12 protein-coding genes, 1 other RNA gene and 1 pseudogene are annotated in these 16,964 nt (G+C 33.8%); 8 read left to right on the plus strand and 6 right to left on the minus strand.

Annotated features, from left to right (window positions below):
* The first annotated feature begins 120 nt into the window (after positions 1–120).
* The 3 genes from EAH81_RS24710 to EAH81_RS24720 all read left to right on the plus strand — a co-directional run bounded on the left by EAH81_RS24710 (position 121) and on the right by EAH81_RS24720 (position 4,921).
* Positions 121–1,437, plus strand: a complete 1,317-nt coding sequence (locus EAH81_RS24710) for a hypothetical protein (RefSeq protein ID WP_140511668.1) — start codon at positions 121–123, stop codon at positions 1,435–1,437.
* Positions 1,438–1,571: 134 nt separating this feature from the next.
* Positions 1,572–3,545, plus strand: a complete 1,974-nt coding sequence (locus EAH81_RS24715) for a KUP/HAK/KT family potassium transporter (RefSeq protein WP_140511669.1) — start codon at positions 1,572–1,574, stop codon at positions 3,543–3,545.
* A gap of 146 nt (positions 3,546–3,691) precedes the next feature.
* Positions 3,692–4,921 carry an RsmB/NOP family class I SAM-dependent RNA methyltransferase gene (locus EAH81_RS24720; protein ID WP_140511670.1) on the plus strand — a complete coding sequence of 410 codons (1,230 nt, stop codon included), beginning with the start codon at positions 3,692–3,694 and terminating at the stop codon, positions 4,919–4,921.
* A 425-nt stretch (positions 4,922–5,346) separates the two neighbouring features.
* Here the strand turns inward: EAH81_RS24720 and EAH81_RS24725 are convergent, their stop codons facing one another.
* On the minus strand, positions 5,347–6,387 hold the full coding sequence (locus EAH81_RS24725) for an AMP-binding protein (protein ID WP_140511671.1): 1,041 nt from the start codon (positions 6,385–6,387) through the stop codon (positions 5,347–5,349).
* Positions 6,388–6,394: 7 nt separating this feature from the next.
* Complete coding sequence (locus tag EAH81_RS24730; RefSeq protein WP_140511672.1) at positions 6,395–7,324, minus strand: CPBP family intramembrane glutamic endopeptidase; 930 nt, start codon at positions 7,322–7,324, stop codon at positions 6,395–6,397.
* Between the two features lie 146 nt (positions 7,325–7,470).
* Here EAH81_RS24730 and arsC point away from each other — a divergent pair, with 146 nt between their 5' ends.
* Both arsC and EAH81_RS24740 read left to right on the plus strand, forming a co-directional pair.
* Complete coding sequence (gene arsC, locus EAH81_RS24735) at positions 7,471–7,815, plus strand: arsenate reductase (glutaredoxin) (protein ID WP_140511673.1); 345 nt, start codon at positions 7,471–7,473, stop codon at positions 7,813–7,815.
* Positions 7,816–7,909: 94 nt separating this feature from the next.
* Complete coding sequence (locus tag EAH81_RS24740) at positions 7,910–10,420, plus strand: outer membrane beta-barrel family protein (RefSeq protein WP_140511674.1); 2,511 nt, start codon at positions 7,910–7,912, stop codon at positions 10,418–10,420.
* 216 nt (positions 10,421–10,636) lie between these two features.
* Here EAH81_RS24740 and EAH81_RS24745 read toward each other — a convergent pair whose 3' ends face one another.
* Positions 10,637–10,810 (minus strand): hypothetical protein, encoded by a 174-nt coding sequence (locus tag EAH81_RS24745; protein ID WP_044048118.1) that lies wholly within the window; start codon positions 10,808–10,810, stop codon positions 10,637–10,639.
* A 408-nt stretch (positions 10,811–11,218) separates the two neighbouring features.
* On the opposite strand from EAH81_RS24745, the gene fumC reads away from it, so the two are divergent.
* A complete protein-coding gene (gene fumC, locus EAH81_RS24750; RefSeq protein WP_140511675.1) occupies positions 11,219–12,604 on the plus strand; it encodes a class II fumarate hydratase in 1,386 nt (461 codons plus the stop codon).
* A gap of 168 nt (positions 12,605–12,772) precedes the next feature.
* On the opposite strand, the gene EAH81_RS24755 is transcribed toward fumC, so the two are convergent.
* Positions 12,773–13,975 (minus strand): NAD(P)-dependent oxidoreductase, encoded by a 1,203-nt coding sequence (locus EAH81_RS24755; protein WP_140511676.1) that lies wholly within the window; start codon positions 13,973–13,975, stop codon positions 12,773–12,775.
* Between the two features lie 240 nt (positions 13,976–14,215).
* On the opposite strand from EAH81_RS24755, the gene EAH81_RS24760 reads away from it, so the two are divergent.
* Entirely contained in the window at positions 14,216–15,418 is a 1,203-nt protein-coding gene (locus tag EAH81_RS24760) for a serine hydrolase domain-containing protein (RefSeq protein ID WP_140511677.1), read from the plus strand.
* Positions 15,419–15,485: 67 nt separating this feature from the next.
* Positions 15,486–15,882: a transfer-messenger RNA gene (ssrA, locus tag EAH81_RS24765) on the plus strand.
* Between the two features lie 293 nt (positions 15,883–16,175).
* Here the strand turns inward: ssrA and EAH81_RS24770 are convergent.
* Both EAH81_RS24770 and EAH81_RS27565 read right to left on the minus strand, forming a co-directional pair.
* Complete coding sequence (locus tag EAH81_RS24770; RefSeq protein WP_241676653.1) at positions 16,176–16,382, minus strand: hypothetical protein; 207 nt, start codon at positions 16,380–16,382, stop codon at positions 16,176–16,178.
* Positions 16,383–16,753: 371 nt separating this feature from the next.
* Positions 16,754–16,964 (minus strand): annotated as a pseudogene (locus EAH81_RS27565) (sel1 repeat family protein); the annotation flags it as partial.

Genomic DNA, 16,964 nt, shown 5'->3' on the forward strand with positions numbered 1-16,964 from the left:
AGGTTAAGATTTATTTGTTGCTAAAATACAATTAATTCTAACATATAATTTAAGTTTTGTTTTTTTTTCTGGCACAGTAATTGGATATCATCAAAATATCAATCTTAATATGATTTTGCCATGAAAACGAAATTACTTTTAATAGCCATAATAGCAATAGGTTTTGCCTCTTGTCAAGCACAAAGCCAAACTACTGTATATGCAAAAAATTCAGATATCAGCGATAACTTAGATTTAAGAGCCGTTGCTTCTATGTTTGGAGAATCAGCGAATCTTCAGGATTTTGAAAGACGTTTGAACGATCCAAAATATCAAATTTCAAATCTTGATTTAAATGATGACAACGAAGTAGATTATTTACGTGTTATAGAATCTGTAGAAAACAGAACTCACGTTGTAATTATCCAGGCAGTTCTTGATCGTGATGTTTATCAGGATGTTGCAACAATAGATGTAGAAAGAGATAATTATAATAAAGTAAATGTTCAGGTTGTAGGTAACACTTATTTATACGGAGACAATTATATTTATGAGCCTGTGTACAGCGTGGCTCCCGTAATTTACAGCTCTTTTTGGGTTACAAATTACAGACCTTACTACTCTACATGGGGCTGGAACGTGTATCCAACTTATTATGCTGCGTGGAGACCTTACCCAATTTACAGATATAGAAACAACATAAATGTATGTATCAACGTAAACAATCATTACAATTATGTAAACACCAGAAGAAGTTATGTTGCACCGGCTTTGTACCAATCAAGACGTTCTTATGGCTACGAAACCAGACGCCCTGACTATGGTTTTTCTCAAAGACATGCGAATGTTTCTAACAGATATGATCTTGATCAGAGACGTGTTGCAAGCAGAGATTATAACAGAACTCAAAATACGTACAACACTGACAGATCAAATACAGGAAGAATTTCTACAGGAACAGACAATAGAACTCCTAACAGAAATTATGGTGAAAACAGAGTAAACACTGGAAGAGTTTCTACTTCAACAGACAATAGAACTCCTGACAGAAATTACGCTGAAAACAGAGCTAACTCTGACAGAAGCTACAACACAAACCGTGTAAACACTACAAACAGAGACAACGCTGCAACTGTAAACAATCCTGTACGAGTTGACAACACAAACAGATCTGAAGGAAGAAGAGATTACAGTCAAAATAATGGAGGTTATTCTAGAGGAAATTCACAAGGTAATGCCAACACAGCGAATACCAACAGAGTTTCTACTCCAACTCCTCAAAGAACGGAACCTACGAGAAGCTATTCAGACAACAGAGCCAGTACACCAAGACAACAAAATACTCCAAGTGTACAACGTTCTGAAGCTCCAAGAGCGACAAGCCAGGAATCAAGAGGAAGCCAACCTCAACGAGAAAGTGGTTCAAGTTCAAGAGGTAATGGCGGAAGAAGAGGTTAATATTAAAATCGCATTTTCGGACAAAAAACTAAAGCACAATTTAACGATTGTGCTTTTTTTTATCTTTTTAATTATAATTGACGCTAATTTGTTTTAAAACAGTAAATTTGCAACCGTCTTTTATAAAAACATACATGAGCGCATCGCATAAAAACTTACATAGTAAGTTGTCTATAGGAGGTTTATTGATAACATTGGGAATCATCTATGGAGATATTGGTACTTCTCCATTATATGTAATGAAAGCCATACTTGGCGATTATGCAATTAATGCCGATATTGTTCTTGGAGGTATTTCTTGTGTTTTCTGGACATTGACATTACAAACCACCATAAAGTATGTACTTATTACTTTAAGCGCTGATAATCACGGAGAAGGTGGTATTTTTGCATTATATGCTCTGGTCAAAAAAACAAAAATTCAATGGCTTATTGTCCCCGCCATTATTGGAGGTAGCGCCTTACTTGCTGACGGAATTATAACACCGCCGATCTCGATTTCATCTGCTGTTGAAGGTATTAGAGCTTTCTATCCAACAATGGAAACAGAAACAATTGTCTATATTGTTATTGGGATTTTGTTTGTTCTATTTACCATTCAACAATTTGGAACTAAACTGGTTGGGAAATTTTTCGCACCAATGATGTTAATATGGTTTGCCATGTTGGGAACATTGGGAGCGATTCAAATTATGAGCCATCCTGAGGTTATAAAAGCAGTAAATCCTTACTACGCTTATCATTTATTATCAATTCATCCTGATGGTTTCTTTGTTCTTGGATTTGTATTTTTATGTACAACCGGAGCCGAAGCTTTGTACTCAGATATGGGGCACTGCGGTAGAAAGAACATCAGAATCAGTTGGATTTTTGTAAAAACAACTTTAGTATTAAACTACTTTGGTCAGGCTGCTTACTTAATTCATCACGAAGGAAGTACCTTGCACCAATTGGGTGGAGAAAATGGAAACCCGTTTTACTTAATCATGCCACATTGGTTTTTACCGTTCGGAATTGTAGTCGCAACTTTGGCTGCTGTTATTGCTTCTCAGGCACTTATTAGTGGATCATTTACTTTGATCAACGAAGCAATGCGTTTGAATTTCTGGCCAAAAGTAAAAATCAAATATCCTACTGAAGTAAAAGGACAATTGTACATTCCGTCTATTAACTGGTTGTTATTCTTTGGTTGTGTTGGAATTGTTTTACACTTTCAAAAATCAGGAAATATGGAACATGCTTATGGTCTTGCCATTATTCTATGTATGATCATGACGACTATTTTACTTAATTATTATTTGATAATGAAAAGAGTAAAATTGTATTTGATGGTTCCGTTAATCACTATTTATTTATTGATTGAATTCAGTTTCCTTTTTGCAAACATTACAAAATTTGCTGAAGGTGGTTACGTAACATTAATCATTGCTTCGGTTTTAATTTTAATCATGACAATTTGGTATTTGGCTAAGAAAATCAACAAAAGCTATACTAAAATCATCAAAATCGACGATTATAAGAAAGTTTTAATGGAGCTAAGCGAAGACTTATCTATCCCTAAATATGCTACGCATTTGGTTTACATGACTAATGCAAACCGTGTAGACGAATTGGAGGAAAAAGTTATCTATTCAATTTTACAAAAGCGTCCAAAAAGAGCTGATATTTACTGGTTTGTACACGTAAACATTCTTACTGAGCCTTATAAAACACAATATAAAGTTACTGAAATTGCAAAAGACGATATTTATAGAATCGATTTTAATTTAGGATTTAGAGAACCTACAAAAATCAATTTGATGTTTAGAGAAGTAATTCGTGATATGGTGAAACGTGGTGAAGTAGATATCACAAGCCGCTACGAATCATTGAACAAAAACAATATTATTGGTGATTTCAAATTCGTATTGTCTGAGAAATTTTTATCAAACGATAATGATTTAAGATGGCACGAAAATATCATCATGAACTCTTACTTCTTCATCAAGAAACTGAGTTTATCTGAAGAAAGAGCGTTTGGTTTAGACAGCAGTTCGGTTAAAATAGAGAAATTCCCAATGGTGCTTCATGCTCCGGAAAATATCGGATTGACCCGAATTATAAAATAAATCATTTATAAAATACATTCAAAAAACACTCTTTTAAACTTATTAGAGTGTTTTTTTTCTTTTTAAAAGGAAGTTAAAACAACAATCAAAATTAAAAATTTAACTTTCAATCAATTAATAGTACCTTTGCAACTCAAATAATTAAAATGAGATTACACAGAAATTTAGTTTATACTACCATCGATTCTTTAAATGCAATTTTCAATGAAGGAGAATATGCAGACAAAGTGGTAGCTAGAGCCTTAAAAAAAGACAAACGTTGGGGAAGTTCTGACAGGAAGTTTGTTGCTGAAACGATATACGAAATTGTTCGTTGGAAACGATTATACGGAGAAATTGCCGAAGTAAAAGAACCATTCGACAGAGAGAATTTATGGAGAATGTTCGCAGTTTGGGCCGTTTTAAGAGGATATCCTATTCCGGATTGGAAACAATTGGAAGGAACTCCTGAGAGAAAAATAAAAGGACGTTTTGACGAGCTTTCAAAAGTTAGAGCTCTTAAAGAATCTATTCCGGATTGGATGGATGAATTAGGTGTGAAAGAATTAGGCGAAAAAGTTTGGGCAACAGAAATTGCTGCTCAAAACCAGCCTGCAAAAGTTATTTTAAGAACTAATACGCTTAAAGGAACTAAAGAAAGCCTGAGAAATACGTTGATGGATTTGAATATTGAAACAGAATATTTAAAAGATCAGCCTGAAGCTTTAGTTTTAAAAGAAAGAGCCAATGTATTTTTGACTGATGCTTTTAAACAAGGACTTTTTGAGGTTCAGGATGCAAACTCACAATTAGTTGCCGGTTTTCTGGATGTAAAACCAGGAATGCGTGTTGTAGATACTTGCGCCGGTGCCGGAGGAAAAACATTGCACATCGCTTCTTTGATGGAAAACAAAGGGCAATTGATCGCAATGGATTTATACGAAAGTAAATTGAAACAATTGAAATTAAGAGCGAAAAGAAATGGCGCTTTTAATATCGAATATCGTATTATCGACACAACCAAAGTGATCAAAAAATTACACGAAAAAGCAGATCGTGTTTTAATTGATGCGCCTTGTAGTGGTTTAGGAGTTCTAAAAAGAAATCCTGATGCAAAATGGAAATTGAAACCGGAATTTATCGATAACATCCGTAAAGTACAGGCAGAAGTTTTAGAGAGTTATTCTAAAATTGTAAAACCAGGCGGAAAACTTGTTTATGCAACTTGTTCTGTCTTACCATCTGAGAATCAAGAGCAAGTAGAAAAATTCCTAAAAACTGAAATTGGAAAGCAGTTTACTTTTATAAAAGATCGTAAAATATTAGCTTCTGAATCTGGTTTTGATGGATTTTATATGGCGTTGCTAGAACGTAAAAATGCTGTCGCTGCGGAGTAAATTCAAGCACATTAAAATAAAAAGAAAGCCTTTAGAAAATAAACCTAAAGGCTTTTTGTTTTTTTATTCTTCACCATATAAGTTCATTTAAAATATATGTTGCGGTGTGGTGTAGTCCCTACGGGCAATGTCATTAAGTTAAGTTTTTAAAAAATAAAATTATTGCAGATCAAATCCGTTTTTATCCGCGTTTTTACGAAGTAAATCTGTTTTATCCGCGTCACAATTAGACACTGATTTTACTGATTCGCTAAAGCGAAAACGCTGATAAAAACGGATTTTTCTAATTCCTACTTGGTTAAACTGTTAAGTAATTTGATACATTCCCCCTCAACTTAATGACATTACCCTACAGGACAGCACAAAAACAGCAACAACTAAACAGTTGCTATTTAAATGAGTTTATATAACTTATATGGTAAAAACTAGGCCAAACTAGGCTTACGCAATAACTTCCCATTTTCGTTCTCCTTAAACTTCGGAACAAAAACAATTTCTTTAGGTTTTTCAAACTTCCCAAGAACATCGAAAAAATCAGATGCAAATTCTTGTTTTTCCCCTTCGATAACCAAAATTAATTTTTCTCCCAAAACCGTATCCGGAATTCCGGTTACAAAAAATCTGGCATCAATTTTTCCAATTAACTTTGCTTCTATTTGCTCCGGAATAAGCTTTACTCCTCCACTATTAATTACATTATCAATTCTTCCTAAAAAGATAAACTGATTTTCGGTTATCAATTCTACAAGATCATTTGTAACAATTGGTTCATCAGAAATAGAAGAAACAGAAATCACCAGACAATCGCGCTCATCCTTAGAAATTTTTACATTTGGTAAGATTGAAAATACACTATCACCAACTCTTTTAGCAGCAATATGTGTAATGGTTTCAGTCATTCCGTATGTTTCGTAAATCTCGGTTTTCAATGGCAAAAGTTTTTCTTCCAGTGCACTATCCATTTTGGCACCTCCAATAATTAGTTTCTTTACATTTTTCAGACCTTCAATAGAATTCTGAACTTGCAAAGGCACCATTGCTACAAAATCATATTTTGTCGAATTATTCGCTAAAGGTTCCGTGCTTGGCGAAACAATATCAAGTTCTAAACCTAAAATTAAGCTTCGAACCAGCATCATTTTGCCCGCAATAAACTGAACAGGCAAACACAATAAAGCTTTGTTTCCGGGTTCTAAACCAAAGAAATCGCCTGTTGCTAATGCGGACTGAATCATAGCTTGTTTTTCTAATTTTACAAGTTTCGGAAGTCCGGTTGTTCCTGAAGTTCTCATTTCGATATATTCTTTATCATCGAACCAATCCAACAAAAACTCACCAATGACTTTTTCGTAAACATCACCTTCTTTGATGTAACTATATCCAACCTGACATAAGTCTTTTCCGTTTAAATGGTAGCCATTTAGTTTGAAATAATTATGTACATTTTTATGTGTTAACTTTGACATGATATTATTAATTTGGTATTTGTAAAACATTTATTTTACCTGTTAATCTTTCTTTCCAATTGGTCCAGTTGTATTTTTTACTAAAAATGAAAAGCAAAATAGGATAAACCACTACAACTGGCAAAATGACATCAAAACCTGCGGAAGGCTCCGACATATCCTTAAAAATAGAGTTCGTTTGAAAAACCGACCAATCTGATGTAACTAACAATGCTCCAATCAAATTGTTGGCGGCATGAAATCCTAAAGCCAATTCCATTCCTTCATCCATAAGTGTAATAACACCAAGAAACAAACCCGTTCCTATATAATAGATCATAATAATATTACCCATTTTGGTCACTTCAGGATTAAACCAATGCATAGAACCAAATATCAGTGAAGTCATCAAAAGCGGAAACCACTTATTTTGAGCCAGATTTGCAAATCCCTGCATTAAATATCCTCTAAAAACATATTCTTCTGTACTGGTTTGAATCGGTATTAATATGGACCCAATAGCAACTAAAATTAAGAATGGAATTAATTTAAAATTCCAAACAAAATTATCCGGCGACTGATAGTAAACAAACAAAAAACTTAAAATTGAAAAAAAAGACCACAAGGCGAACGAAAACAAAATCCGATTCCAATCTATTTTTTTTCTTGAAGTAGTAACAGACAAAAGTGTTTGATGATGTAAATATTTTACAACAAACCAAACTCCCGCAAAAGCGAAAGCAAAAGAAATCATTACTAAAAACAAGGTTAGATTTGGCTCAAACATTTTTAGCGCGGCGTCACTCTCAGTAGGAAAAGCATCTTTACCATTATAATTAAAATAGACCGCCAATGTAAAAGGAATCTGACCGATAAATGAAGTCGTAATGATAAAAACTGACCCTATTAAATATTTCCAAAAAACATTTTCAGGTTTAATTCCTTGTTCTAAAAACATATATTTAAAATTTTAAAATGAGAAAAACTATCTTTAATAATTGGGCATTAAAAGATATCTAATTTAATAAGTAAATCTTACTTTTGGTCTTGCTAAAGTACCGAAAATTTACTTTAACTTAGTCAAAACACCTTAAATATAACAAAATGATACAAATTTATCATAATCCCCGTTGCGGAAAATCTAGAAATTGTCTGGCTTTTATCGAGCAAACCAACCAAAAATATGAGATTATTCCTTATTTAACAGACACTCCCACTTTTGATGAACTAAAAGATTTGCTTCAAAAATTAAATTTGGATCCGATTCAATTGGTTCGCGTAAAAGAAAAAATCTGGGTTGAGAATTACAAAGGAAAAGAACTGAAAAATGACGAAATTATTCAGGCGATGGTTGAAAATCCTATTTTAATAGAACGTCCGATTGTGATCAAAGATGGAAAAGCCATTATTGGGAGAGACTTAGATCTGGTAGCTTCTTTTTTAGACTAGTTATAAAAAACCGTATTAACATTTTTTTGTGATTCTTATCTTTAAACCAAAAGGTACATTTGCGGTCTAAGAAGAAAAAGAAACCAAAAAAGCAATGAAAAAAATCAAATTTGCTGTATTACTTGTATTTCTATTGACAAGTTTTTACAACTATGCACAACAACCTCCAGCTGGTAAAAATAAAGTAAAAGTTACCGGAAAAGTTTTCGAAAAAGTAAGCAAGCAACCGCTTGAATATGCGACAATTTCGTTAATGGCTCCAAATGACACTAAAGTTATTGCCGGTGGAATCACGAATCCTAAAGGGGAATTTGAGGTTGCTGTTGCTCCGGGAACTTACGATATAAAAGTTGAATTTATTTCGTTTAAAGCCACTGAAATCAAAGGAAAAACGATTTCTGGGGACACCAATTTAGGAAATGTAAATCTGTCTGAAGATGCAGCGCAATTGAATGAAGTTGTTGTTCGTGCCGAAAAATCAACAGTAGAAATAAAACTGGACAAAAAAGTTTACAACGTTGGCCAGGATATGATGGTAAAAGGAGGAACTGTAAGTGACGTTCTGGACAATGTACCATCAGTTTCTGTTGATACTGAAGGAAATGTAAGTTTAAGAGGAAGTGATAATATCCGAATTTTAATTGACGGAAGACCTTCAAATGCAATCAATGTTGCCGAAGCTTTACGTCAGCTTCCTGCTGATGCGATTGATAAAGTCGAAGTTATCACCAATCCATCTGCACGTTATGATGCCGAAGGTGGATCCGGAATCATCAATATCATTCTTAAAAAAGGAAAAAATCAAGGTTTAAACGGAACTTTTATTGCCTCAACAGGACTTCCTGAAACGTATGGTGTAAGTGGAAATTTAAATTACAAGACCGAAAAATTAAACTACTTCACAACTCTTGGATACAACAAAAGAACAAGTGAAGGTGCAGGTTTAACCAATACCCAATATGTTGATGCAAACGGAAATGCAAAAGGATATTTGGACGAAGATCGTGATACTAAAAGAACTTCTGACGGTTTTAACGGAAGAGCTGGTATCGAATGGACCGTTGCACCAAATACTTTCTGGACAAACGCGATTAATTACCAAAAGAGTTCTGGCGACACAAGAGATTACATCACGTATAGTAACTTTGGCGCAGCACATGATTTTACAGGTAATTCATACCGATTAAATGATGGTGTTACCGGAAGCGAAAACGTAGAATATACCTCAAACCTGATCAAAAATTTCAACGATAAAGGGCACAAACTTACTGCCGATTTATCGATTTCAAGAAATACAGATGATAGCAATAGTTACATTACAGCATCTCCAAATTTCAATACTACATTGAACGATCAGGTTCAAAAACAAGTACAATTGCAAGCCGATTATGTATTGCCTTTAGGCGAAGGAAGCCAGTTTGAAGCAGGATACAAAGGAAGTTTTGGCGACCTGAACAACCAATATATAATAACAAACAATGCAGGTATTCCAGATCCAGATTTATCAAATACATTACAATACAAAGAAAACATAAACGCAATTTATACCCAATACGGTTTCAAGGTAAATAAATTCTCTTATTTATTCGGGTTGCGTTGGGAAGACACAAATATTCAGGTTAACTTATTAGACACTAACGTTTTCAATACTAAAAAATACAATAACTTATTTCCAAGTGCATTTATTAGTTACGAAATTTCAGACCAAAGTAACTTCACTGCAAGTTACAGCAAGCGTTTAACAAGACCTAGAGGACGTTTCATGAATCCTGCAACGAATTACTCCAGTAATGTTAATATCTTTCAGGGAAATCCAGACTTAGATCCTTCTTTAACTGACAAATTCGATATTGGATACATCAAACGTTGGGACAAATTAACGTTCAATACTTCAGCTTATTTCGAAAACACAAAAGACGTTTTCAGTTTCGTGAGAACTCCAAACGGTAACGTTTTAACTCCTGATGGTCAAATTGTAACTCCTCAACCGGGTCAAATAGTTGATGGAATTCCGGTTATTTTAAGCCGCCCAATTAACTTAGGAAGAGAACAAAAATTTGGTTTTGAGTTTACTTTAAATTATACGCCATTCAAAATATGGAGAATCAACAGTAACTTCAACTTTTACAATGTAAAAACTACCGGAGATAATACCTATATAGATACCAAAGGAAATACAGTTGTACAAAATCTGGACAATCAAGCCAATACATGGTTTGCCAGAATCAACTCAAAATTAACTTTACCATACAAAATAGATTGGCAATTAAGCGCTGTTTACAATGGCGAACAAAAAACCGCTCAAGGTCAAAACTTAGGTCAGTTTGGTATGAATACAGCTTTTAGTAAAGACGTCTTAAAAGATAAAGCAACAATTGCATTCAATATTAGTGATATTTTCAACTCAAGAATCATGAGATCATATACTTATCTTGAGAATGATGTGACACATGAAAGCCAAAATGCTTATAGCGAAATGCAATTCCGTAAACGTCAGTTCAACTTATCGTTTACCTACCGTTTCAACAAAGCTAAAAACGACAGAGATAAAAATGCAGCACCTAAAAATGAAGGTGACGGTGGCGGAGGAGATTATCCCGGGTAATACAGGTTAAATCCCAATTTTTTTAAATTCCAAATTCCAATTTTCTAAGCTTAATCATTAAGTTTTTCAAATTGGAATTTGGAATTTTTTTATTGAAGTTTTGATTCTTTTTTATTGGAATTTGGAATTTTTTATTTTATTGGAATTTGCTTTTTTTTGGCAATAAAAAAAAGGACTCGTATAAACGGGTCCTTTTTTTATGAAGTCAATTTAAAATTAAATCGATTGCTCTTCTTGTCTCTTTTTTGCTCTTTTCTCTTTGATCATTTCCCAGCTTGCGCCCGTAACCCAATAAGATACGAAACCAACTAAGAAAAACATCAACCAAAACCCTATAGTTAGTATGGTCAAGAAAAGTAAAAAGCCTAAATACTGTGAAAATTCAAACATGTTTTCCGGAATTTTTGAATGTAAGCACAAATGTATGTTTTATATTTATCCTCAGCAATAAAATCCAAACCAATTTTTATAAAATCACAATTATCCGTATATTTAAACTCATTTTAAATAAGCTTTTTTTGACATGATTAATTCCCTTATAATCAAACAATCTAAAACAGAAGAAGATAAGTATATTAAGGAGCCATTTCCTGCTGTACACTATATCTTTTATGGCGAACCCCGCCATAAAAGATATAGTGTACAGCAGGGCTAGGGCAACCATTTTCATAAGAAGATTCAATCATAAAAGAAAAAGATCAGTTTTAATCCGCGTCTTTACGAAGTAAATCAGCGTCATCCGCGTCCCATTCACTACAACATTTCACAAATCAAATATAACCTTTTACAAATAACAACATGAAATACAGAATAGAAAAAGACACTATGGGCGAAGTTCAGGTTCCAGCTGATAAATATTGGGGAGCACAAACCGAACGTTCAAGAAACAATTTCAAAATTGGACCATCGGCATCGATGCCACACGAAATCATCGAAGGTTTTGCTTATCTTAAAAAAGCTGCTGCTTATGCAAACTATGATTTAGGCGTTTTACCAATCGAAAAAAGAGATGCAATCGCAGCCGTTTGCGACGAAATTCTGGCGGGACAATTAAACGACGAATTTCCACTTGTAATCTGGCAAACCGGTTCAGGGACACAAAGTAATATGAACGTAAACGAAGTTATTGCCAATCGTGCACAAGTTCTAAAAGGATTTAATATTGGCGAAGGCGAACAATTTATCAAAGCAAATGATGATGTAAACAAATCGCAATCATCAAACGACACTTTCCCAACCGGAATGCATATTGCAGCTTACAAAATGATTGTTGAAACTACCATTCCAGGTGTCGAAAAATTACACGCTACTTTATCGGCGAAAGCAAAAGAATTTGCAACTGTTGTAAAAATTGGACGCACACATCTTATGGATGCAACGCCATTAACATTAGGACAGGAAATTTCAGGATATGCCGCTCAATTGTCTTTTGGATTAAAAGCCCTTAAAAATACTTTGGCCCATTTATCAGAAATTGCCTTAGGCGGAACCGCAGTTGGAACGGGGTTAAATACTCCAAAAGGATACGATGTAAAAGTTGCCGAATATATTGCAAAATTTACCAATCATCCTTTCATCACTGCCGAGAATAAATTTGAAGCTTTGGCTGCTCACGATGCAATTGTTGAAACACACGGAGCTTTGAAACAATTGGCTGTTTCTTTAACTAAAATTGCAAACGACGTTAGAATGTTAGCTTCCGGACCACGCTCAGGAATCGGCGAAATCCATATTCCGGAAAATGAACCAGGATCTTCAATCATGCCCGGAAAAGTAAATCCAACGCAATGCGAAGCTTTAACAATGGTTTGTGCGCAAGTAATAGGAAACGATATGGCAATTACCGTTGGCGGAATGCAAGGACATTATGAATTAAATGTTTTCAAACCTGTGATGGCAGCAAATTTCCTGCAATCGGCAAGACTTCTAGGCGATGCTTGTGTATCATTTGATGAACATTGCGCACAAGGAATCGAACCAAATTACAAACGAATCAAAGAATTAGTAGACAATTCATTGATGTTGGTTACCGCTTTAAACACCAAAATTGGATATTATAAAGCCGCTGAAATAGCACAAACTGCCCACAAAAACGGAACAACTCTTAAAGACGAGGCCGTTCGTTTGGGTTATGTAACTCCCGAAGATTTTGACGCTTGGGTTAAGCCTGAGGAGATGGTTTAAAAAGTTTTCAGTCTCAGTCTCAGTCTCAGTCTCAGCCTCAGCCTCAGCTTACATTATAAAAAAAGGCAGAAACTAAAGTTTCCTGCCTTTTTTTATATTAATTCTCTTAAACACAACTTTGACAAAGTTTACACATTCTCAGAACTGAAAACCGAGACTGAGACTTTTTTATTTCCCGTCTACATAGTCCTGTAAATAACTAAATCTTTCCGTTAGTTTTCCGTTTTCGGTAATTTTTGCACGTTTTAGGATTCCGTCTTTATCGTTATTAAAGAAAGCCGGGATTACATGCTCCATAAATTGTTCTCCAAAACCTTCACTTGCATCTTTTGGAATTTCGCATGGCAAATTATCAACTGCCATTACTACAACTGCCGCAGGATGAAAAACATCAACTTCTCTATCTTCCAGCGGAAAATAACCATATATAGGTTCTGCAATAGTCGACGAACGCAAAGTACAGGCAATTGGACCGTTTACATCGCAAGAAATATCCGCCACAACTTTTAATTTGCAATCATTTGCATTTAGCATTTCTTTTGTCAAAATCATTGGCGCTCCACTTGCATAAAAATGACCTGCAAAATAAATATCTGTGACTTTAGTAAATTTTTCAAAGTCAGAAACATAAGCTTCCGGATGTGCTATAAAATCATTGAAATCTAACACTTGGCCGTCGATACGTTTATTGTATTCTAAAACATCCAACTGTACATAAACAGCCTGAGTATAATTTTTAGTTAGATAATTCTCAACCGTAATTTCTTTAATTTTAATTGCATCCAGAATTTCTTTAGCTCCGCTCCCAACCTTTCCTGTTCCGGTAATTACAAACTTTAAAGCTGGCATTGTAATACGCTGTAAGTGCTTAATTAAATCGTCTTTTCCGGCAAGGGTTTCAGCTTTTGGTAATTTAAACAATTCAAATTTTATCCCAAAAGCCCGAATTCCGTTATAAACGCCAACCATTCCGGCATATTTTCCAAAACCAATTAAACGACGATTCTCTGCATCAACAATAGTTTCATGATCGTATAGATCGATATTCTTCTCTAAAATAGCCTGTAATAATTTTCTATTATAAGGTTGTTTTTTTATGGTATGAGAAAAGAAGAAATAAGCTTTATTTGGAATTAAATTTTCTACCGGAACTTCTTTTACACCAAATAAAACATCACAATCAGAAATATCATCTGTAACTGTAATGCCCATACTTTTATATTGAAGATCTGAAAAAATTCTGATATCAGAACTTTCGACCTCAACAATAGCGTCATGATACAATTGCTTAAGTTTTGCCAATTCACCCGGAACAAAAACAACTCGGCGATCTGGTGGGCTTTTTCTTTCTTTTATGATTCCAAATTTCATTTAAATAGGTTTGAAGTAATTATTAATATAACTTTTTATGTCTTATTTGTTTCAAATATAACAATTTTCGTTAAAGTTTTGTTGTCAAAATACAATTTAGAATCTTTAAAAACCGTTAAAAGCTGACTAACAAACAACTAATTAAACAAAGTCTTAATATTTTGTTAAAAAATCCTTTTCGGCTTACAAAAAAGACCTAAACATAAATATTGAATTCTATATATTTGTTTTTAAAGAACGATGAAAATGAGCCTCCTTAAAAAAACAAATATACCACAAATACTTTTCTCAATACTAGTTTTAACCTCTTGTGGTAAAGACAAAAAAACACAAATAAATACTACTCCGGAAGTCGAAGATACTTTACCTAAAATGAAACCATTAGGTCCCGAAGCAAAGATTTCGCAAGCCTATATAAATTCAGTTGCAGGACGAATAAACCATTTTTATCTTAAAAACTGGCCCAACAATAGTATGAACGGAAGTTTTTTGGTAGCCAAAAATGGTCAGATTATCTTTGAACGTTATAATGGTTATGCAAATAAAAACGAAGGAACAAAAATTACAGCAGAAACGCCTGTACAAATTGCTTCTGTAAGTAAAGTTTTGACTGCTACAGCGGTTCTAAAACTTGTAAATGCCGGTAAAATTGATTTAGATCAAAAGGTAAACACGATTCTAAAAACCTTTCCATATGAAGATTGTACGATTAGAATGTTACTATCTCATAGAACCGGAATGCGAAATTATGCTTATTTTACAGACAGGGATAAATCAGTTTGGGACAGACATAATCAGCTTACCAATCAGGATATTTTAGACATTTTAGCAACTAAAAATATTGGTTTAGAGTCAAAAACCGGAACGCGTTTTAGTTATTGCAATACCAATTATGCAATGCTTGCCCTTATAATTGAAAAAATTACGGGTTTAAAGTATAAAGAAGCAATGTCTGAAATGATTTTCAAACCATTAGGTATGACACATACGTATATTTTTGATGATGATAAAGACCGAAAAAAGATTGTACCTTCTTATAAAGGTAATGGCGCAGAAATTGGTTTTGATTATCTGGACAATGTTTATGGTGATAAAAATGTTTTTTCGACAGCACGAGATTTATTAAAATTCGACAGAGCAAGAAACTCTCCTAATTTTCTAAAACCTGAGCTTTTAAAACAAGTTTATACAGGTTATAGTAATGAGCGTAAGGGAGAAAAAAACTACGGACTGGGTATCCGAATGATTAATTGGGAAACGGGACAAAATTATTACTTCCACAATGGATGGTGGCATGGTAATACCTCATCGTATATTCCGTTAATGAAAGAACACGTTACCATTATTGCGTTATCGAACAAAATGACCAGAAACACTTATGCTGTTCGTAAACTGGCACCAATTTTTGGTGATTATCCGTTTAATTTTAAGGACGAAGAATAATATTATTTTTCTGTAAATTTTATTACCAAACTAACTTCAAATAGTATAAATTTGCAAACTCATTTTTGGGGTCGACTGGTTTTGACAGCAAGTCGAATTGAAAAGTAAGCACGTCGAGCATTGAGACCTTGCTCGTAAATATAAGATCTTACAATTTTACACGGCGAAAATAACTACGCTTTAGCTGCATAATCCGAATTATAGTAAGATTAAGCCACGTCCCTATCAGATAGGGAAGCTGGATTCTCCTTGAAAGCCTTGGTTTGTGGCGGTCAGTACAGGAGAACCGTAAAAATAGACCTAGATTTCCATGAGCTTCGGGTGGATTTCGAAATTAAGAAGATAAGTGTTGAGTGGTTGTTCCTGACCTAGCTCAACAACGAAAATCCAATCAGGAAATAAACGTGTAGAAAGCTCTTTAATTGCTTGTTTGGACCCGGGTTCGATTCCCGGCGACTCCACAAAAAGGCCTGTAAACTCTTTGTTTACAGGCTTTTTGTTTTTTGGTTGACAATTTAGTTGATGTTTTTATTGTTAATAAAAATTATAAAACAATTCGAGAACTCTCCCTCTTACAAATTAAAAACATCTCTTTACAGTATTAATCAATAGAAACTATCTTTCAAATACAAAAAACATGCATTAAGTTAATTTCACTTCCAGAAATTAGTTTTGTACTGTTTAGGTAGTATAAAATGGTCTTGAAATACATATAAGATACAAATTTATACATCATTACTAAAGACAGAAAACGAGTTTAGGTTAACTGAATAATATTTTGATTTATATCTGCTTTATAAGCTTGATAAGTATAATTTTCTATAAAACGATAAGAGCAGATTTTACAGTAGTACTGTTGCTTATTGTTTTTTGTTCTGCCATTTTTAACAACATTTTTCTCTTTACATCTTAGACAAAATATATCATCACTAACTCTGAAACACGAGGTGGTATTTTTATTCATTTTAGCTCATTTAAAGCAATATTAAAACAAAAAAGATGAGCAGTAATGCTCATCTTTAAATTATTTTTTAATGATTTTCATTCTATTTCAAAAGGTTAGAAATCTAAAATCTCACATCACTAACTTTGAAAAACTACCGATTTAAACCTATTTGTAATAAAAAAACAACCCGAAGGTTGTTTAGTTTTTGATTGCGATAATACTATAAAATGTTGGTTTTCTACGAATATTAGATAAAATAATTACCTGCCAACACATCTGATACATTACCCATTTTTGCTTGAGGTTATTGCGCCAAGTCCTCCGTCAAGATTGCAAAACTGCGCTATCCGTTAACGATAAAATTTAGTATATTTCAGCGCCATCTGGCTTTACAATGCATTATATATACCTCCCTTATTTAAATCCCTTAACATTTTTTTATAATTTTTTTTACCGAGAGCATCTCCCAATTCCATAGATTTTTTATAATAATCTAGTGCTTTGTTTAAATCCATTTCACATCCATCTCCTCTTTCAGTTAAATCTGCTAAATTATTATATGCAGCACCATTATTATTTTTTGCAGCTTTAAGATACCAA

The organism is Flavobacterium pectinovorum (assembly GCF_006438875.1).
Classification (GTDB): Bacteria; Bacteroidota; Bacteroidia; order Flavobacteriales; family Flavobacteriaceae; genus Flavobacterium; species Flavobacterium pectinovorum_A.

Bases quoted from the DNA above. Each gene is read 5' to 3' on its own strand.
- EAH81_RS24740 (WP_140511674.1), top strand. From the start codon at position 7,910: ATGAAAAAAATCAAATTTGCTGTATTACTTGTATTTCTATTGACAAGT.
- EAH81_RS24715 (WP_140511669.1), top strand. From the start codon at position 1,572: ATGAGCGCATCGCATAAAAACTTACATAGTAAGTTGTCTATAGGAGGT.
- EAH81_RS24725 (WP_140511671.1), bottom strand. From the start codon at position 6,387: ATGTCAAAGTTAACACATAAAAATGTACATAATTATTTCAAACTAAAT.
- EAH81_RS24770 (WP_241676653.1), bottom strand. From the start codon at position 16,382: ATGAATAAAAATACCACCTCGTGTTTCAGAGTTAGTGATGATATATTT.
- EAH81_RS24720 (WP_140511670.1), top strand. From the start codon at position 3,692: ATGAGATTACACAGAAATTTAGTTTATACTACCATCGATTCTTTAAAT.
- EAH81_RS24745 (WP_044048118.1), bottom strand. From the start codon at position 10,810: ATGTTTGAATTTTCACAGTATTTAGGCTTTTTACTTTTCTTGACCATA.
- fumC (WP_140511675.1), top strand. From the start codon at position 11,219: ATGAAATACAGAATAGAAAAAGACACTATGGGCGAAGTTCAGGTTCCA.
- arsC (WP_140511673.1), top strand. From the start codon at position 7,471: ATGATACAAATTTATCATAATCCCCGTTGCGGAAAATCTAGAAATTGT.
- EAH81_RS24755 (WP_140511676.1), bottom strand. From the start codon at position 13,975: ATGAAATTTGGAATCATAAAAGAAAGAAAAAGCCCACCAGATCGCCGA.
- EAH81_RS24730 (WP_140511672.1), bottom strand. From the start codon at position 7,324: ATGTTTTTAGAACAAGGAATTAAACCTGAAAATGTTTTTTGGAAATAT.
- EAH81_RS24760 (WP_140511677.1), top strand. From the start codon at position 14,216: ATGAAAATGAGCCTCCTTAAAAAAACAAATATACCACAAATACTTTTC.
- EAH81_RS24710 (WP_140511668.1), top strand. From the start codon at position 121: ATGAAAACGAAATTACTTTTAATAGCCATAATAGCAATAGGTTTTGCC.